The 18139-nt window shown below is 45.2% G+C and carries 18 protein-coding genes; all 18 read right to left on the bottom strand.

Annotated elements, in window-relative coordinates; genetic code table 11:
• Nucleotides 1-2: 2 nt before the first annotated feature.
• The 18 genes from mreC to APB76_RS08550 all read right to left on the bottom strand — a co-directional run bounded on the left by mreC (nucleotide 3) and on the right by APB76_RS08550 (nucleotide 18132).
• A complete protein-coding gene (mreC, locus tag APB76_RS08635; protein WP_049844385.1) occupies nucleotides 3-875 on the bottom strand; it encodes a rod shape-determining protein MreC in 873 nt (290 codons plus the stop codon).
• Nucleotides 876-929: 54 nt separating this feature from the next.
• Nucleotides 930-1973 (bottom strand): rod shape-determining protein, encoded by a 1044-nt coding sequence (locus APB76_RS08630; RefSeq protein WP_004747218.1) that lies wholly within the window; start codon nucleotides 1971-1973, stop codon nucleotides 930-932.
• A gap of 152 nt (nucleotides 1974-2125) precedes the next feature.
• Complete coding sequence (locus APB76_RS08625; protein ID WP_054962781.1) at nucleotides 2126-5344, bottom strand: DUF6701 domain-containing protein; 3219 nt, start codon at nucleotides 5342-5344, stop codon at nucleotides 2126-2128.
• A gap of 3 nt (nucleotides 5345-5347) precedes the next feature.
• A complete protein-coding gene (locus APB76_RS08620; RefSeq protein ID WP_054962782.1) occupies nucleotides 5348-5764 on the bottom strand; it encodes a hypothetical protein in 417 nt (138 codons plus the stop codon).
• Nucleotides 5754-6479, bottom strand: a complete 726-nt coding sequence (locus APB76_RS08615; protein WP_054962783.1) for a PilW family protein — start codon at nucleotides 6477-6479, stop codon at nucleotides 5754-5756. The genes APB76_RS08620 and APB76_RS08615 overlap by 11 nt, the downstream gene beginning before the upstream one ends.
• Nucleotides 6479-7009, bottom strand: coding sequence for a type IV pilus modification PilV family protein (locus APB76_RS08610; RefSeq protein ID WP_049844389.1), 531 nt, complete (start codon nucleotides 7007-7009; stop codon nucleotides 6479-6481). The genes APB76_RS08615 and APB76_RS08610 overlap by 1 nt, the downstream gene beginning before the upstream one ends.
• Nucleotides 7009-7482, bottom strand: a complete 474-nt coding sequence (locus tag APB76_RS08605) for a type II secretion system protein (protein WP_049844390.1) — start codon at nucleotides 7480-7482, stop codon at nucleotides 7009-7011. The genes APB76_RS08610 and APB76_RS08605 overlap by 1 nt, the downstream gene beginning before the upstream one ends.
• 141 nt (nucleotides 7483-7623) lie before the next feature.
• Nucleotides 7624-8073: a type II secretion system protein gene (locus APB76_RS08600; RefSeq protein ID WP_054962784.1), complete on the bottom strand. Its 450-nt coding sequence runs from the start codon at nucleotides 8071-8073 to the stop codon at nucleotides 7624-7626.
• Nucleotides 8074-8106: 33 nt separating this feature from the next.
• Nucleotides 8107-8673, bottom strand: a complete 567-nt coding sequence (locus tag APB76_RS08595) for a prepilin-type N-terminal cleavage/methylation domain-containing protein (RefSeq protein ID WP_049844392.1) — start codon at nucleotides 8671-8673, stop codon at nucleotides 8107-8109.
• Nucleotides 8674-8751: 78 nt separating this feature from the next.
• Entirely contained in the window at nucleotides 8752-9141 is a 390-nt protein-coding gene (locus APB76_RS08590) for an MSHA biogenesis protein MshF (protein WP_235431320.1), read from the bottom strand.
• Between the two features lie 73 nt (nucleotides 9142-9214).
• Nucleotides 9215-10435, bottom strand: coding sequence for a type II secretion system F family protein (locus APB76_RS08585; protein ID WP_054962785.1), 1221 nt, complete (start codon nucleotides 10433-10435; stop codon nucleotides 9215-9217).
• A gap of 8 nt (nucleotides 10436-10443) precedes the next feature.
• The gene (locus APB76_RS08580; RefSeq protein ID WP_049844395.1) at nucleotides 10444-12168 is read right to left on the bottom strand and encodes a GspE/PulE family protein; all 1725 of its coding nucleotides are present in this window, start codon (nucleotides 12166-12168) and stop codon (nucleotides 10444-10446) included.
• Complete coding sequence (locus APB76_RS08575; protein WP_054962786.1) at nucleotides 12158-13207, bottom strand: tetratricopeptide repeat protein; 1050 nt, start codon at nucleotides 13205-13207, stop codon at nucleotides 12158-12160. The genes APB76_RS08580 and APB76_RS08575 overlap by 11 nt, the downstream gene beginning before the upstream one ends.
• Nucleotides 13208-13210: 3 nt before the next feature.
• Nucleotides 13211-14050, bottom strand: coding sequence for an ExeA family protein (locus APB76_RS08570; protein WP_054962787.1), 840 nt, complete (start codon nucleotides 14048-14050; stop codon nucleotides 13211-13213).
• A 5-nt stretch (nucleotides 14051-14055) separates the two neighbouring features.
• Complete coding sequence (gene mshL / locus APB76_RS08565) at nucleotides 14056-15711, bottom strand: pilus (MSHA type) biogenesis protein MshL (RefSeq protein WP_049844398.1); 1656 nt, start codon at nucleotides 15709-15711, stop codon at nucleotides 14056-14058.
• A 15-nt stretch (nucleotides 15712-15726) separates the two neighbouring features.
• Nucleotides 15727-16050 (bottom strand): MSHA biogenesis protein MshK, encoded by a 324-nt coding sequence (locus APB76_RS08560; protein WP_049844399.1) that lies wholly within the window; start codon nucleotides 16048-16050, stop codon nucleotides 15727-15729.
• Nucleotides 16043-16693 (bottom strand): type II secretion system protein GspM, encoded by a 651-nt coding sequence (gspM, locus tag APB76_RS08555; protein WP_054962788.1) that lies wholly within the window; start codon nucleotides 16691-16693, stop codon nucleotides 16043-16045. The genes APB76_RS08560 and gspM overlap by 8 nt, the downstream gene beginning before the upstream one ends.
• On the bottom strand, nucleotides 16693-18132 hold the full coding sequence (locus APB76_RS08550; RefSeq protein WP_054962789.1) for a hypothetical protein: 1440 nt from the start codon (nucleotides 18130-18132) through the stop codon (nucleotides 16693-16695). The genes gspM and APB76_RS08550 overlap by 1 nt, the downstream gene beginning before the upstream one ends.
• Nucleotides 18133-18139: the final 7 nt, after the last annotated feature.

Raw genomic sequence — 18139 nt, 5'->3', positions numbered from 1 at the left:
TTCTATTGTTCCTCTAGGTTCTCTGGAGTGACTTGTTGAATTTTTTCCTGACGAGAGTCATTCGGCCAAATCAGCAGCAGGTAACGCAGGCGCTCAAAGTCAACAACAGGCTCGGCTTCAATAACCGCAAACTCTCGCGCTGTATCGCGTTCGACTTCTGCAACGTGAGCCACAGGGAAGCCTTCTGGATAAATTCCCCCCAGACCAGACGTCACTAATAGATCACCTTCTTCGATATCTAAACTGATCGGAATATGGTCAAGGTTGATACGATCAGATTTACCGGTACCTGAAGCAATAACTCGAATATCGTTGCGGATCACTTGCACTGGAATCGCACTCAAACTGTCCGTAAGCAGTAATACACGGCTGTTGTGCGCCGAAACAAAGGTGACTTGCCCAACAATACCCTTTTCATTTGCCACAGGTTGACCAACGTAGACACCATCAATCTGACCTTTATCAATCACAACTTGATGACGATAAGGCGAAGTATCTACCGCCATAACTTCGGTGACGACTTTGCGCTCATCACGAATAAACGAAGAACCAAGCAGCTTACGCAACCTTTGATTTTCTTCTCGGTACTGATCAAGCAACAGTAGATCGTTCTTAAGACGAAGCACTTCACGCTTAAGCCTGCGCGTACTTTCCATATAGTCTTGGCGAATGTTGAAACGCTCATAGGCGCCATCAAACATCACGCGTGGGACATCTGCCAAGTACTGAATTGGGGCAACCATGCTATTAAGCAAATAACGAATTTGAGCAAATGCACCTAAACGACTATCAGCCAGCATAAGGCTGGCTGATAGAATAACGGCAAAAAACAGGCGTAACTGTAGTGAAGGTCCCCGGCCAAAAATAGGCTTCATGGAATATGAGATCCTTATCTTGCCAATCTTGGTACTAGGCCAAGATCATTCAATTTATTCTTCGCTGAATAGGTCGCCGCCATGCATATCGATCATCTCTAGCGCCTTACCACCACCACGAGCAACACACGTTAGTGGATCTTCAGCGATTACGACTGGGATACCCGTTTCTTCTGTTAGCAGACGATCAAGATCTTTTAGCAGTGCACCACCACCCGTCAGAACCATGCCGTTTTCAGAAATGTCAGACGCTAGCTCTGGCGGACATTGTTCTAGAGCGACCATAACAGCTGATACAATACCAGTTAGTGGCTCTTGCAGAGCTTCTAGTATCTCATTTGAGTTAAGGCTAAAGCTACGTGGTACACCTTCAGCTAAGTTGCGGCCACGGACTTCGATTTCTTCAACTTCGTCACCTGGGTAAGCAGAGCCGATTTCATGTTTGATCTTTTCAGCCGTCGCTTCACCAATCAAGCTGCCGTAGTTACGACGAACATAGTTGATTATAGCTTCATCAAAGCGGTCGCCACCGATACGTACCGACGACGAGTAAACCACACCGTTAAGCGAGATAACTGCCACTTCAGTCGTACCACCGCCGATATCAACCACCATAGAACCTGTTGGCTCTGACACGCGTAAGCCTGCACCAATTGCTGCCGCCATTGGCTCATCAATAAGGTAAACTTCACGAGCACCCGCACCGAGCGCCGATTCACGAATCGCGCGTCGCTCAACTTGTGTAGAACCACAAGGAACACAAACCAGTACGCGTGGGCTTGGTTTTAGTACGCTGTTGTCATGCACTTGCTTAATAAAGTGCTGAAGCATTTTTTCAGTCACGTAGAAGTCAGCAATAACGCCATCTTTCATTGGACGGATAGCAGAGATGTTCCCCGGTGTACGACCCAACATTTGTTTAGCCGCATGGCCGACAGCCGCAACGCTTTTACCTGCGCGGTTACGGTCTTGGCGAATGGCAACGACTGAAGGCTCGTCTAGAACGATACCCTGTCCTTTAACGTAGATAAGTGTGTTGGCAGTACCTAAATCGATTGATAGGTCATTAGAAAAAATGCCACGAAGTTTTTTGAACATATTCTTCGCTCGTCCTGAAAGAATTAGAAGATAGAAAATTGCACTAAATGTACCAATGCCTTGCCGTCACAGCAAGGCATTGAAGTGTAAACATGGGCTGAAACACGCAATTTCTAACAGATTCCTAACGATAGGCAAAAAAAAGACAAAAATTACTGGCCTGTTAATCCAGATTCGCCGCGGAAGATGACCCGATCATTACCGCGGAAAATGCCAAAAGTGGCAACTGCGGATGGATTCTCTTCATCCGTACCATTTTGGTTCCAATCATACATCATCCACGTCTGGCCATTATTGGTTCCACTGCAATTTGCGGAAGGGCTGCTGGTGTCCAATCTAAGCCATAATTGCACTTGTTCCCTAGTTGATACTGTTTGACGCGCAATAAGAGTTCTTGATTCACCAGAACTTATCGTACCACTCTCGCTTAGGGCAACATTACCGTCGATAGCCCCCGAACTGGGCCAAATGACATTGCTACAATAATGCATACCATCAAAATCAGAAAAGCTATCGTTGGTATTTGTCTGGAAACTACTGCCATTCCAATACTGCGTTTGCAAAGGTACAGTTATCGACTCACCTTGCACACCACCAACATCGGCAAGGTTATAGCGTCCAAACAATAAACGAGGCTGCTCATCAGGCAGAACTTGAGTTGACGAAGGATTAGTATCAGCAGCAGATGACTTGAACCTTACGGGGTCATTTACCGTAGAGGGTAAAACTTCTAGGCTAACATTAAGCGCATTGCCTGAAAGATAATTATATGGCCCATCTGGTGTGAAGTTGGCGTTCTTATTCCAAACGATTTGGTCACTCTCTAGAACCCATTGGCTCGATTGATATGAAGATTTAGCCGCTAACGCAGCGACATCAGCATTGGTCAGCCTATCTCGATGATCAAACTGGAAAACAGCCTGAAGAGAGTTCGAGAACGCTCCGTAATTTGTAGTAGAGCTACCTTGAACGTTATACGCTCCTACTTTAGCAGTCACACTGCTGAATGTTTGATTCATATAAGTGAAGGCTTGCTTTTGCGGCCCAAGCCCAATTAGCGGATCATTCCACGCGTTTTCATCTATTTTAAAGAAATCAGGATAAAAACGCCCAACATCTTGAGTGTCCGCATTTAGAGTCATGGTCAGATATTCGGCACTAGTTTGAATCTGTAAAGTCCCCACTTCAGTCCAAGTGTGATTAATTGTCTGAGTCAAATTGCTACTGTTAAAATTAGGAATTGGGCTTGGCGTAACAGTCCCCATTTGCGGGTTTGTCGCTGGGTAACTCACACTATAAGTGAGGTCTAACTCCCCATTGTCTAAGCCATAGTTCCCCGTAATCGGATAGCTACACTCATCGCTTGCACCACCTTTAGAATCACTATGCACTATAGGCTTATAAGTGGCAGAGAACCCTGTTCCTCCAGATAAAAAACCTGGTGAACCAGTGGTCGTCGCAGGGTTCGCTTTATTGCTACCGCCAGTTTCAGCAACATCACAAATGGCAACCTTCCAAGGGCGAGCATAGATATCAAACTGACCTTTTAATGCTCCACCTTCTACTGGGCAACGGACATCATCACAAACAAAGCTATTGTCTGTGATGGTGACACGAATCTGCCCTGACTCTTTAAAGTTATAGTCGGCCTGTCTATTTGAATCACTGAGGTTAGCGGTAAAACTCAAATCCCCCGCATCAACGACTGCCGATGTCGGCCTTTGATAAGTAAAGGCTGCTGATGGGCTGCCTGTATATCCAAGCGTTATTAGCTGCCCATTGTTACTACAGGCTTTAACCTTAACCGGGACTTGATTATTTTGCCCAGCGGTCACGTACTGATCAGCCACTTCAAACTTATAAGGTACAAACTTGATTTGGTCTGTGTCGGTAAAAGTTTGTCCGCCAGTGGTTAAGCTCGCTTTTAGATCATAGTCACCAACGTTCGAAGCCGTATTGGTCGTAACTCTGAACTTGGCGACACCATTCTCTTCTGAAATGAAAGTTATTGATAAGTTAGAACCATTCTCTTGCACTAACGTAGGGCTAAATCCCGCAACTGGATCACCATTGCTATCCAGCATATGAACTTCAACAATATTATTTGGTGTTGTTTCGCAGGTCAGGTGGTAGTTAAACGGCTTTATTTCGAGGCTTGCCACAGTGGGTGACCCACAACCAGCAGGAAGCTGCCCCTTAAATATGTTGTCATTGTTAGTAGATTGAATTTTAGGAACAATGACTGCCCCTTGATAATCTAACCTAGCCCCCTGATAAGTAAAGCCAAACCCATTAACCGGGTCGACGTAGAGGCTTGCCCGGACGGAAAGATCATTCTTGCCCGTTGAAATTGCAGCAGCGTTACCATGCCCGATCAAAACCAAATCACTAGAATTGCCACTACGGTTAAGACCAACTCGATCACCGTTCACGTTCAATTGCTTGTAATGGAGAACCACTTTACCATTAACTTCTAATCTAGCGTCATCACTCATGAATTCGAGTTGGTCTACCCAGTACTCACCACTATCCAAAACAATGCGACTATTGTTTTGACCAATTTGAATTGTGTCATAGCTGCCTGGTTGCAATGAAAAATCGCAGCCATCGTCACATACAACATTCAACGTCCCAGATTGAAAAGAAGGTAATTGCACAGGGAAATTCTGATATGAAAGTTCGCTGTCAAATAAACAAGATTCAAGATTACCACCATCATATTTACACCCGCTCAGACTTCCACTAAGGCTCACAGAGTTAAATGACATCGCTTTTCTTTCACTTAATTCGATAACATTACGAGCACCACTGAGGGCAACTTGGCTAGCAAATGGCTTACCATCCACATATTTATTTGTGGCAATGGGGGCAGGGAAATATGGGCAAATATCAGGAAGTACTGGCGTAGGTGGAGGCGGTTCTACATTCTGTGCAAAACAACTCAAAGTGTCTAGCCCGGTACCGGAGCCATTAATCGTGCCATTTTTTATATCAGCATCTTTGCTCTCTTGAAGATACTTATTGCCATTTGAAACCCAATAGTAGTGCGCGCGACTAACGCTAGTGCCTTGACCACGCTCGACTTCAATTCTTAGTTTGTAGCTTTCGCCGACGGCAAGTCTTTGTTCATTAAATACGTAACTAGATCCGGCTTGCTCACTTTGCGTATACCATAATGTGGCGCTTTCAATCCCTCCAGAAAACACAATATCTTGATAGCTGGCAGAGCCTATAACATCAAACTCAACAACAAAGTCTTGGTCGTTTCCAATAACCTTACAGCTAAGTGCCGCAGCGAGCGATTGTGAACAAAATAACAATGCCAAACTGGACAGCAACCAGATAAGATACCTAATAAGCTTCTTGAACATGAATCACTCCCTAATCCAAGCTTCTTGATTACGCTGCATTTGAGTAATGCCGCTGCCACAAATCGCCGTCGAACTGATCACGTACATTTGACTTCCGTCCGACAGCTGACCACCACGAGCCTGACAAGTCACTTGAACATCTTGGCAATTCACTGTGGTAGTTAATGTACTGATGCTGGTACCATTAATCGCCGTACATTGGGCTACAACAGGGTTATTGTCGATACCATAAAGCTGTTCAAGTGCCCATTCGTTGCCCGAGTGAGCCAACAATGCCGCTTGTGTGCCAATGACATCTTTCGCATGGCTATCACTGTTCGACCAACTGATTTGGCTAAGTGTGGTCGCAAGAAATCCCATAACGACCAACACAAAAATGACCACTATATATAAACTACCTTGCTGCTTATTACGGGACATTTAGCACCTGTATCTCTTGTCGAAAGCTCGTTGATTCATCACCTGCGGCGTTGTTAAAGGTCATGTCAACTTGCACAATGCCATTGTTCTGTACTGTGGCGGGTAAATATTCCAACGTTCCTGTAATACCTGTATCTGAAAGGGGTAACGCATTGGCACCACTGACGCTGCGGCGCAATTGCCCTGTGACTAAGCAATAATTGACCATCCCATTTGGATTATAGATGTAGTGACGATTAGAGACTGAATTTCCTACCAAAGAAACCGCGCCACTTGGAACAGTAAAGGTATTATTTGCGCCACTTACGTTAGTCAGTGCAACCACATTGTGGCTAGGTGTTGCCTCTGTCGGGTTAATCACCATGTTAAGCGTATTGATATCTGCGACAGTGACCCCGGCTCGCCCGACGACGAAGTTTAAATCAGCACCGGATACTGCATAGAAGCCTGACTCGACAATAGGAAAGAAGGAAATACAACTGCTTGCCTGAGGAATAGCTAAGTCACTATTGAGCATATTGGGTACCGCATGGCGCACTTCACGAGACATTTTCTCTAGAATAAACTTGGCCTGAGTCTGCATACGCTGGCGGTCTACGGTATCGCTATACCCTCTCGCCCCTAACTCGACAAATCCCGCGATACCCAGTACCAAAATTGCCCCAACAATCAAGGTGACGACCATCTCGATTAAGGTAAAACCTTTCACTTTCATCAGTAGTTACCTCGGTAAGCATTAAGCACTATTGGGGTTTGATTCGAAGCAGTGACTGTTAAACGAATCCGTTTCAGTTGATTAGTTACCGCATAAGTGACTGCAACATCTACTCGAAAGTTTAGATAAGTAGTCCCTCCAACTAATAAGTTTAAATCGCGGCAGCTATTGGCCCCAAGCGGCTCCCAGCAACCATGGAAATCATCGACATCGTTGTAAGCATCAGGGTTGTTATTGGTTTCACCTGTATCAATGCCAAAACTGCCTATTGCTGTACAGGGGGTAGAACCAGCATCTGTTGATGAGCAGCGCGGTATTCCCCCTTGATTACCACTATTTTGATCAAATTTACGCGCCAAAATCTGCGTCATGACACTTTGCCCAAGTGCAGCGGCGCGCGTTTGATAATGAGGATCTGCACTGCGCGATATTTGCGGAACTAAAAAGCTGGAAATGGTAAGCATGGCAATGCCCATCACAACAATGACAATCACGCTCTCAACCAAAGTAAACCCTCGCGAGTGAGTCATTAGCAACCCCCTGCTGAGACATAGCCAACCGCATTAATTTGCACTGCTGCGCAGGTACCATCAGTAGAAGTCATCTGGATATTGATAGGCGTAGCGACACCATCAGGGTTGCCAAGCAGATCGAAATTGACCAATGCCCCGACATTCGAAGTAAAAGAAACATCATTGAGCGAGACCCAATCGCTGCGCCCATCGTCACGTGCGGCACAAGCGGCCTGAGAGCCAATGCAGTTGCTGAGCAAACTAAGCGTAAAGTTGGTATTGCCAGTGATTGCGTCCATATCAACATTAGACTGCATGCGATTAACCTGAACTTGGCGAATAACCGAAATAACGCGTTCTTGGGCAGCGTAAGGAGAGAAACCGGAACGCCCCGAATAACGGCTGGCAGCGTAGACCGAAACAATCGACACCAATAAAATAACGACGATAAGTTCGACTAATGTAAAACCAGAGACTTTTGACCGAGCCATAACCAGTGACCGTGGGACGTATACTTAAGTTGAGTATATACCAGATGGGACTAGAGCTGTTGTTTATTAAGGATTTTTAAGAAGAGATGAGAACAGTAACGCAGATAAGAAAAGGCCAACATCTGCTGGCCTTTCCATATATTACTGACAATCTGTAATATTGTATGTAGGCTCCGCATTACTTGTTGCAGGGTTAATTGCATAAGTCACGAAGCAGTTAGTTGCACTTGCATCAAATCCATAGGCAATCTGACCTCCAGATACAGATGTAATTTGCTGCCAATCACCAATGCCAGAGACTGCTCTCGCAATACCGCTAGTGGAAGCCTCTGGGTAACCCCAAACAGTTTCAATTGTCGTTGAGCCTGCTGAGATAGCTCCATCAGCTTTGGAATCTTCACCGTCAATAGCCGCCTTACCATACACAATACCAGCCGCACCAGCCATTGCACCTTTCAAGCCTTCGATAGAGGCTTGGCGGGCGTCAGTCTGTAGGTTTAAAAAACGTGGTGCCGCAGTGACGGCAAGAATACCTAGAATAACAATTACTACCACTAGTTCGATTAGGGTGAAACCGCCTTGTCTTTTCATAGTAAACATCTCTCTATGTTGTTGTCTGCAGAGCTACTGCAAGGTTACGGTCACGCGACCAGTCTCTATTTCATAAACAAACTGATGTTGGCTGTTGCCTTCTCGCTGAATATAAGTGCAAGTCGACTGAGCATTATCAGCTTGTGCTGAATACTTAATATTTGAATCCGTCTGGACTTGAGCTACCGTCCCGACCTTAGGCGGATTCTGGAGTAGGTTTTGCATTAGCTCAACACAAATAGTGTTAGTGAGCGCGGTAGGAAAATCGGCATCATTGGTGTTTATTGCATACGGATAACCATCACGAAAGTCACCACCCGATTGACTCGAGCTTGTCAGCCAAAACTTGACACCATCATAATTGACTGAATTTCTCACTACAGAATTTACAGTTACTGTAGGTCTTGCTTCCGCTTCCCACTGCGCTCGGGCAGAGAGCACGCCCGTGGCATAGCCACCAGCCACACCTTCTACGCTGGCTTTTTTAGCCTCATCAGTCACATCGAGAAAGCGAGGTAAGGCTGCAACAGCAAGTAGGCCAACCACCACGATAACCACAACTAGCTCAACTAAGGAGAAACCAGATTGTTTGTTTGACATATATTTATCACCTACCGTTATGTACCGTGCATTATACGGAAATTGCACTATTTCGCCATATTCAGAACGTCAATATTACTACTTCGCCAAGAAACCAACCTTGGCTATAAACCTATTATCTATCAAACTTATAGACATCAATCTGTCATCGATATACAGGTAGTCACAGTGATAACCATCAGCTATCGTTTTATTTTCTATCACGATAGGTTTACTACCTAAAATCTCATGCTGTGGGTACAACACATCAAGCCAAAACAAACAATCAACCCGCTGTTGTTCATCCAATGGTTTAACCCACCCCATATTAGTGTAGTTCAGCCTATAACCATCAATCGTTAACGTCGGTTGCTGCCCAGCTAATAACCACTGCTGCTTATAATAACTGGCTCGCTCGACGATTCTTTGACTTGCCAGTAGAAATGCCGATTGATTGGCTTCTTTAACCACATTTTGCCACACCAGCATAAAGCTCATTATTAAGCAGACGACCACCAGAAGCCATATCGCCAGCCGTGATCGCTCGATATAATCGATTAAATTAGCCTTTAATGGCATCGAGCATTCCCCACATTGGCAGGAAGATACCTAGAGCCAATATCAGAACCATACCTGCCACAATAACTAACAAAATAGGCTCGATCCTCGCCGTTAGAGTTTTCAGATCGTAGTCCACCTCACGATCATAAAAATCCGCCACTTCGAGGAGCAACTCATCAATTCGCCCCGTCTCTTCACCGACACTGATCATTTGAATCACCAAAGGGGTAAACACACCACTGTTGATCGCAGTCGCTGAGATGGTTCCTCCTGCCTCAATTGAAGATTTCATCTCGTTTAACCTGATCTCTAAAAACTTATTGCCGAGCGCTTCTGCTGAGAGTGCCAAAGACTGATTAAGCGGCACACCAGCTTTAAGCATTAAAGCAAAAGTTCGTGAAAAGCGCGATAACTGGGCACGGTTAATCAGCTCACCAACAACGGGCATTTTGAGGCGAAATTTATCCCACTTTTCTCTACCATTAGCGGTACCTAACCAAGCTCGAAAACCAAACAGTGTCGCAACTATAGCTACGACCATCATCACCCAGTAGTTAACAAAAAACTCTGAAGTAGCGATTAAAATGCGAGTGGGTAAAGGAAGTTCTGCACCAAAACGAGAGAACATACTGGAGAATTGCGGAATAACAAAAACGTTGAGGAAAAACAGCGCGATGACAATAGAGATAATCACAAAAGTTGGGTAACGCATTGCCGTTTTAATTCGCTTGCGCGTTTCCACTTCTTGTTCGTAATAATTAGCAAGCTGCAGTAAAGCTTGGTCAAGTCGACCTGTGTTTTCACCGACATGTATCATAGAAACGAATAGCGGGCTAAACACCTTAGGAAATAGCTGCATTGATGCTGACAAGCTGCGGCCATTGGTCAATTCATGTGTCACGTCCTCAAGTGCCTGTTGCAGTTGTTTATTGGCACTATTCTGACTTAATCCCTTCATTGAACGTAGCAGTGGCACGCCAGCTTTTGTTAAGCTATAAAGCTGACGGCAAAAAATAACTAGCACTTCGAGCGGTATAGCTGGTGTTAACAAGGCTTTAAAATCAAAGTTCCAAGCGCTTTTCCCACTGTGAGCAGAGATGTTAATCGGGATAATCCCCTTATCCATCAATTGCTCAGCGGCGGCGTCTCGGCTTGGTGCTTCTAACTGCCCTGAAGCCGCACTACCATCTAAGTTTCGCCCTTGGTATCGAAAGTTCTGCATCGTTTACCTTAGATATAAATCGATTGTACATGACCAGATGAGTCCCCCTCACCTAAACTCATTACTTCACTTAAACTAACCGTACCTTGCAACGCTAGCTCCATTGCTGACGCAAGCAGGGGTTTATAGTTTGGTGACTGACGTGCAACCTGAGAAAAACCAACCGCGTCATTGGCTCTAAGCATATCCATCATTTCATGTTCAAGTTCAAGCATCTCAAACACGCCGATACGACCCCTATATCCAGTTAGGTTACAGTTTTGGCAACCATGTCCCTTGACAAAACGGGCACTCACTTGATTGGGAAAGCACTGGGCAAGCCATTGTATTCGCGCATCATCAAGCTGATCTTCTGTTTTACAATCTGGGCAGACCCTACGCACTAATCGCTGTGCCACAACCGCACGCACTGCACTGGCAACCAGATAGCCTGGCGCGCCCATATCCATCATACGCAAAGCGCTATCTATCGCATCATTGGTATGTAAAGTACTTAATACTAAGTGGCCCGTCAGAGCGGCTCGCAAACCGATTTCAACCGTTTCTTGGTCACGCATCTCACCGACGAGGATAATATCTGGGTCTTGACGGAGAAAAGTTCTAAGTACAGTAGAGAAGTCGAGATCGATCTTCGGGTTAACCTGCACCTGATTGACTCGCGGCAAACGGTATTCAACCGGGTCTTCGGCAGTGATGATCTTTTTACCCGGTTCATTGAGTTCACTTAATGCACCGTACAGAGTGGTTGTTTTACCTGAACCGGTTGGGCCTGTGACCAGAATCATACCGTGAGGACGACGCAACTGACGTCTTAATTTATCAAGCAGATGAGGGGGTATTCCTGATTCTTCTAAGTTACGTACCCCTGTCGATTGATTGAGTAGACGCATGACCACCGACTCACCATATTGCACGGGCATAGTCGACATACGTATATCAACAGATTGGTCTTTTGAGCGGATATTAAAACGCCCATCTTGAGGGAGACGTTTTTCTGATATATCGAGGTTGGCCATTAGCTTTAAGCGAAGCACCAATGCAGAAGCAATATTGACTTCACTGAGTAGCGTTTCATGTAGAACGCCATCAATTCGCTGACGTAATCGAAGTACATCGGAATCTGGTTCAATGTGGATATCTGATGCACCGACTTGAATTGCATCTTCAAATAGCGAGTTAATAAGCTTAACAACGGTAACTTCTTCGCTATCTTCACCTTCGATACTAAAATCAAATGCTTCTGTAACTTGGTGTTCAGCTTGTAACTGCTCGGCAAACGAGGCGATCTCTTTAGTGCGGCGGTAATAGCGATCAAAGCCTTCAACCAATTGGCTTTCAGGCGCAATAACAAATTCAATGCCATACTGCGCCAACTGACCTAACAACGCTTCCTGGGCAAATAGGTCGGCAGGATCACTCATAGCCACACGTAAGGTATCCATGTTTCGACCAATCACTAGCGCCCGAAGCCGTCTTGCGTGAACTTCTGAAAGGAGCTGTACCGCTTCGACATCCACGTCCGCACGGCTCAGATCAATTAACGGAATATCCAGTTGCTGAGACAAAAAAGACAGCATTTGGTGCTCTGTAAGTGCACCAAGTTCAATCAGCGCCGCGCCAAGTTTTCTACCTGTTGTTTTTTGCGCATTGAGTGCCTGCTCTACTTGCTGTTCGGTAATAATACCTTCTTCCACGAGCAAGTCGCCGAGACGTTTTCTTAGCTTAATCTTCACTCGGCTGCTCCTCTAAACTTTCAATCAAGGAAACTCGGTCACGTATAAACTGTTGTGATTGGCTAGATAGACCTAGTTTCGTCAAGGCTTGTGAATAAGATGATTTGGCATCCGCTAACTGGAAGGCGCGCTCTTGTTGAATACCCAATCCCATCCACCAACGACCACTATCAGGTTCACGTTGTACGAGCTGTTGGTAGCTTTGCAGTGCCAGCTCATCGTGTTTTTCTTTCTGAGCTAAAGCGGCTCGCAATGATAAGTACTCAACAGAAACAGAAGCAGGAAGGGTACTCAGCACGGTAAGAGCCACTGCGTTTTGCTGTTCTTTCATAAGCATTTTTGCCAAAGAAAGGCGCAAGGTAGAGTCATTTCTGTCTAATGCGATGCCTTTTTGTAAGATTTCCGCTGCTTTTCGTACTTCACCTTTACCATAATACAGTGCAGCTAAACGTTTCCTCACCTGCTTGTTGGCTGGTGTAAAGCGTAACGACTCTACATAGTGGTTTAGGGCATCCGTTAAGTTATTGCTATCTAGAGCTTTCTTTGCTCTTTCTTGCGCTTTCGCTGAAAGTTGCTCTGAGGTAAGTTCAACTTGCTCAATCACCACTTCCCCTTGATTGGCCACTGCCGTCGAACTTGAACGAGAAGTACTTGTTTCAACCTTTGCGGTTAAGACAGGTTTGGGCACTACTTTTTGCTGAGAGGGAGCTGGCGATACCGCCTTACTTACAGGATGAGTGGCGACGTTTTCTTCAGTAATGCTTTGATACACAGGCTGATCGACAACCGACAGCTTGGCCGTAGGTGAAGCTATGGCAACTGGGCTAGAGATTGGAGCCACAGACAGGACGATACCCTCAGTTGGGGACTGTTGAGAAAGTGCCCAGCCTCCAACAGCTAAGCTCAAGGTGAAGCTTCCCACAACCCAAGGTAGAACCGCCATTTTTTTTACAGGCTGCACCTCTGCCTTATGGATATTAGCACCCAAATTTGACTTGCTATTTGCGAGCCGCGAAAGCGCATCATTGATCGCACTCATACTTTAACTCCAGCCCCATAACAAAGGGCTTTTAAATTTAGGTTTACGGCTATCGTAAGTATCATGAATCGACTCAAAAAGCTGAGCATTAGTCACTTGTTTAACACGCTGACTACTCGCCAGTAGTAAGGCTTTATGGCAAATCTGATTGATAAGTCGCGGATACCCCTGACTCGCTCGCCAAATGGCCTTTTTATGCCCTAGAAGAAAAATACTCTCGCTCCCCCCCGATTTCTTCAAACGGTTATCTATATAAGCAACGCACTCGTCCAAAGTTAATCCACGCAATTTGGCATTAAAGGTAATCCGTTGACGAAGTTGCCTCAGATGATGATTCGCTAGGCGCTCATCTAATTCTGGCTGACCAAACAAAACGATTTGCAGTAGCTTTTCTTGTTCGGTTTCAAGATTGCCGAATAGTCTAAGTACTTCTAACGCATCATCACCTAACGCCTGAGCCTCATCAACAAGAACCACCACCTGCTTATCTTGCTTCTTCAACTCAATCAGTCGCTTTTGTATTTCATCAACAATCGTGGATTCATTGCCGCCTTCCAACCCAAGCTCACTCGCCACCGCCAAGCGCAATTGGCTTCCATCTAAGGCCGGATTAGGTACGAAGACCAGTTGAACATTCGGTTTAAAATGTTTGACCAGCATTCGGCAAATCATGGTTTTTCCGGTACCGACTTCACCTGTCACTTTGATTACCCCCTCACCCATTTCCAGCGCTGAATTGACCATCTGAATGGCCTCATAATGGGGCGCTAACCCCAGAAACATCTCAGTATCTGGAGTGAGATGGAAGGGCAAACTGTCGAAACCAAAGTGCTCAAGGTACATAGTGATTATTGCTCGTCAGGAAACCACTCTTGTAGCATATCTCGTGAACGTTCTAGCTCTTTCTGCCAAGTATTTACCCCTACTACAGAAGGTTTAAGTAATATAACCAACTCTGTTTTTTGAGTTAATTTTGTCGTGTTGCGGAATAGATGACCTAAAGCTGGGACATCGCCTAAAAATGGTACTTTAGACACTTGATCAAAGGTATTCGATTTCATCAAGCCACCGATCACCACTACATCCCCATCTTGCGCTCTGATCACAGAGTCTGACTCACGGATCGAGCTGGTTGCCAAAGGTAATGTCAAGCTGTTGTTGTTTCCGTAATCGATCGTTTTACGCTCTTCTTTGACATCTAAGACTGCCGGGTGGACATGTAATAACACATTACCTTGGTCATCAATTTGCGGTGTTACATCCAGTGAGATACCGGAAAAGAAAGGGGTCAGCTCGACATCGGTCGTAGTATTATCGTTATTGGTGTTACTACTGGTACTGGTATTCGAGGAAAAATCCGTCACATAGTAGCTATCTGTGCCGACTTTAATCACTGCCTTTTGGTTATTTGAGGCAGTAACACGTGGACTAGATAGTACGTTCAAGTCACCTTGTGTTGCCATAAAGCTCAGTACAGCTTCAAAACTGCCGCTCGAAATCACCAAGTTTGACTGACCACCAAGCAAAGTACCAATCGCATCCATACCCGGCAAGGTCGCTGGTACGATAGCGCCTGCGGCATTCTTAACGATCGAACCCTGACCTAAGGTATAGTTTGTGCCATTAGAACTAAAGGCTTTTGACCAGTTTATCCCTTGCTGATAACCATCACTAAGTGTCACTTCTAGTATTTTTGCTTCCAAGATGACTTGGCGATGCATTCGCTGCTGAGACACGCCTAGGAAATTACGTACTTCTCTAATTTGATCTGGAAACGCCCTGACTGTAATAACGCTTGCTTGTGGCGTCACAACAACGCTTTGACCACTACCAGACCCAATCAACTGTGCCACTGCTGTTTCTAACTGTGGCCAGAAATCACTTTCGCTAGTCGTCTCTATCTCAGTACCACCCTTAACACTATTGCTACTATTCGAGTTGGAAGACGAATTCGATGAATCAGAGCTAGACGAATCATTGCCAGTATTCGTGATCGTCCCGGTTGAAATTGAGGTCAGAGAACGACCAGCACGCTTAAACTGCAAATAATCGACAGGAATGGTGACAGTACGTAAGCCTGCCGGATATATCTGGATGACATTACCCACTTTATCAATATCATAACCATACATATCTTGGACGACAGTAAGCACCTCATCCAATGACACATCATTTAAGTTAACAGTGATATTACCCGTCACTTTCGGATGTATAGCCGCACTGTACTGAGTCCCCTTGACCAAACTGGCGAAGAAAGCCTTCGCATCAACACCATTGGCTTTAATTCTGAAACGCTTGATGGTCTTTGCTACTATCGCATCATCAGTGCTGAATTCTGGCATTAGATCAGCTTCAACCGATGGAGGGAGCGTCTCTAGGGTACGACTATTGCTCTCGTTAATGGCTTGATTAATCGCACCTTTAGCCTCTACAGGATCTCTATGCCCCATAGCACAACCGGCTAATAAGCTTGTAATAGTGATTGCTATCGCGAATTTACGCATACGTTTCCACTGACCTTACTGTTTCACTTCTAGAGAAAAAAGTTTTAATTCCCACTGCTTACCATCTCTGACTAGAGTCACAATTTCTGGTTTAATTTGACTCACTCGGTAGTCACTAATCTGCTCTCCTACTAGTACAACCTCGCCATTGATAATCGCACTACATCCACCTTTATCTTCGCAGACAATGCTTTGCAACTTGGGGACGGATTTTCGCTTAACCGTTGTAGCCTTACTGTGCTGTGGATTCTGCCAGCCTAATGGCGCTGTTGGATCTTGTGATGCAAAAGCATTGAAGGAATAGCCAGCGACAAGCAGTAAAAAGCAAATTCTAGCCACCGATAAACTCCTGTCTTGTTCCTAGGGTATAAACCTCAAGCACCAAACGCGCAGTTGGGTACTCTTCGACGGTGTAGTGAAAACTGCGCCAATAGTATTTCGCAGGCAGCGCTTCCAATGCTTCTAAATAGTCAACAATGGCAAAGTATTTGCCAGTCAACTCGAGTCTCACTGGATGAATGTAATAGCTCGCTAAATTGGCCTTGTTCTCATTGCCAATTATCGGCTGTGCGGCTTGCGACTCTAAAGAAACCAAATGTAAACCTTTTGAGTCGGCTAACACTTGCTCTAGCAACTGCGCCATCTGGCTAGGTGTAATCAAGCTATCTACCATTATCGCCAATTGACTAGAAAGCTCCTGACTTTCTGCCATCAGTTGTTTGTACTCTTGATTCAGCTCCTGATCAGGATCTTTACGCAGTTTTGCGGTCATCAACAAAATATCCGCTTCTAGACGCTGAACATCGAGTTTAGTCGTCGCAATACGCTGTGAGGCGACTTGGTTTTGCTCAAAAGCAGGTTCAATGAGTAACGTAAGTAAACCAAGAATAATGACCACGAAACCGCATAAAGTGATCAGCGACTTCTCTCTCGAACTCAGTTGAGCAAACTTTTCACCCCACTGCTGCCAGGACTGCTGCATTATTTGTCCTCCTGCTGAGTCTTAAGCTCAAAGGTAATAACATTCTGCTCATTACGACCAATTTTCAGCTTTTCAAATGTTCGCCCGACGAGATTAAGCTCAGTTTTGAACTGATTTACCCAGTTAGGTATTGCTTGTGCTTCTCGCGCTAAACCTTGTAAGTCTAGCGTGGTTGCACTGAGGGTGATCGAGCTTAAAGAAATATCATTGCGACCAAGCTTAGCAAGGGCACGCATCACTCCAGAGTAACCAAGCTGCAACTGTTCATCGAACTCACCGACCGCTTGCAAAGCATTACGCTTAGCCTCTATCTCTACCTTAAGTCTAGCGACTGCCGCCACTTTTGCAGCAGTCGGCTTATGTTGCGCCAATCGCTGAGTTAAGCTCTCAGCTTGCTGTTTAAACTCTGTTTGTTGCGATTGATACGTTTTCAGCTCTTTATCCATTTGGCTATATTGGAATTTTAACCCAGCAAACATTAAGCCAAGCACAAGGGATGTCACTAGCCAAGCTGACGCTACATTTTGTAACGTGAAATACTCTTTCTTCGGTTTTAGATCTTCTGGAAACAGGTTGATTTCAGCGTGTTCTAGCTTGTTAGCACTCTCAGCAAGTAGCGAACCTGATTCCAAAGCTGGCTCGGAAAGAGCGCTAACTTTGACACTCAAGCTCTCACCCAAATCACGAATCAAATCTTGTTGCTGCTCCTCATCACAGCAGACTTGCAGTTGGTGCAGCGAGGCTCCACGCAATTGTGATGTTAAATAGTCAATTGAACGTTGTAGTTCCAGCGCTAGACTATCAAGCTGGAGAGCACTGCTTGCTACGCCTGTTAGTGGTGCGACGACACCGCGAATCGTCCTTTGAAAAGCGCATTGAGCGTCGACAAAAGCGCTAATGCGGAATTGCCCTTGCTTGCTTCTTTGCAATAGCAAAAAGCTTGTCATATCGCTGGCAGAGTGACCCCAAATTTCGTCCTCAACCAATACACCGGCTAACTCAATATTAAGTGCTTTGAGAGACTGGTAAAGGTCTACCACCATTGAACGCTGAACGACATATACTTGCAGTTTATTGTTGATCGAAAGTGAAGAAGAGTCTGCGACGATTTCAGTGATCTTTTCGCTGATCAGGTCTTTGACTAGGAATGGTAATGCAATTTTCAGCTCTTCTTGCGGAACGTTTGGCTTATCAATTTGAAAAGTCTGATAAATATTAGCGGCCAGAACAACCTTAAGAGCAATATCTGAAACCTTAGCATCATGCAAAGCTGCCATTAAAGCTTCTTGCCAAGTCACCCCATTGATTGATAGTTGACTGGGTAAATTCAGCTCTGACGGAGCAGAGAAATAAAGCGCACTCGGCTGAACCACAACATACACATTGGTCGCAGCCTTCTTGTTGTTTTTAAACTTTCCGATCACGGATTGAATGTTCATCTCTATT

This window comes from Vibrio bivalvicida (genome assembly GCF_001399455.2).
Classification (GTDB): Bacteria; Pseudomonadota; Gammaproteobacteria; order Enterobacterales; family Vibrionaceae; genus Vibrio; species Vibrio bivalvicida.
This window is presented reverse-complemented; position numbering and strand designations above follow the sequence as displayed.

What these genes read in the sequence shown, in the direction of transcription:
- mreC (WP_049844385.1), bottom strand. Translation starts at nt 875, where the DNA reads ATGAAGCCTATTTTTGGCCGGGGACCTTCACTACAGTTACGCCTGTTT.
- APB76_RS08630 (WP_004747218.1), bottom strand. Translation starts at nt 1,973, where the DNA reads ATGTTCAAAAAACTTCGTGGCATTTTTTCTAATGACCTATCAATCGAT.
- APB76_RS08625 (WP_054962781.1), bottom strand. Translation starts at nt 5,344, where the DNA reads ATGTTCAAGAAGCTTATTAGGTATCTTATCTGGTTGCTGTCCAGTTTG.
- APB76_RS08620 (WP_054962782.1), bottom strand. Translation starts at nt 5,764, where the DNA reads ATGTCCCGTAATAAGCAGCAAGGTAGTTTATATATAGTGGTCATTTTT.
- APB76_RS08615 (WP_054962783.1), bottom strand. Translation starts at nt 6,479, where the DNA reads ATGAAAGTGAAAGGTTTTACCTTAATCGAGATGGTCGTCACCTTGATT.
- APB76_RS08610 (WP_049844389.1), bottom strand. Translation starts at nt 7,009, where the DNA reads ATGACTCACTCGCGAGGGTTTACTTTGGTTGAGAGCGTGATTGTCATT.
- APB76_RS08605 (WP_049844390.1), bottom strand. Translation starts at nt 7,482, where the DNA reads ATGGCTCGGTCAAAAGTCTCTGGTTTTACATTAGTCGAACTTATCGTC.
- APB76_RS08600 (WP_054962784.1), bottom strand. Translation starts at nt 8,073, where the DNA reads ATGAAAAGACAAGGCGGTTTCACCCTAATCGAACTAGTGGTAGTAATT.
- APB76_RS08595 (WP_049844392.1), bottom strand. Translation starts at nt 8,673, where the DNA reads ATGTCAAACAAACAATCTGGTTTCTCCTTAGTTGAGCTAGTTGTGGTT.
- APB76_RS08590 (WP_235431320.1), bottom strand. Translation starts at nt 9,141, where the DNA reads ATGCTGGTGTGGCAAAATGTGGTTAAAGAAGCCAATCAATCGGCATTT.
- APB76_RS08585 (WP_054962785.1), bottom strand. Translation starts at nt 10,435, where the DNA reads ATGCAGAACTTTCGATACCAAGGGCGAAACTTAGATGGTAGTGCGGCT.
- APB76_RS08575 (WP_054962786.1), bottom strand. Translation starts at nt 13,207, where the DNA reads ATGAGTGCGATCAATGATGCGCTTTCGCGGCTCGCAAATAGCAAGTCA.
- APB76_RS08570 (WP_054962787.1), bottom strand. Translation starts at nt 14,050, where the DNA reads ATGTACCTTGAGCACTTTGGTTTCGACAGTTTGCCCTTCCATCTCACT.
- mshL (WP_049844398.1), bottom strand. Translation starts at nt 15,711, where the DNA reads ATGCGTAAATTCGCGATAGCAATCACTATTACAAGCTTATTAGCCGGT.
- gspM (WP_054962788.1), bottom strand. Translation starts at nt 16,693, where the DNA reads ATGCAGCAGTCCTGGCAGCAGTGGGGTGAAAAGTTTGCTCAACTGAGT.
- APB76_RS08550 (WP_054962789.1), bottom strand. Translation starts at nt 18,132, where the DNA reads ATGAACATTCAATCCGTGATCGGAAAGTTTAAAAACAACAAGAAGGCT.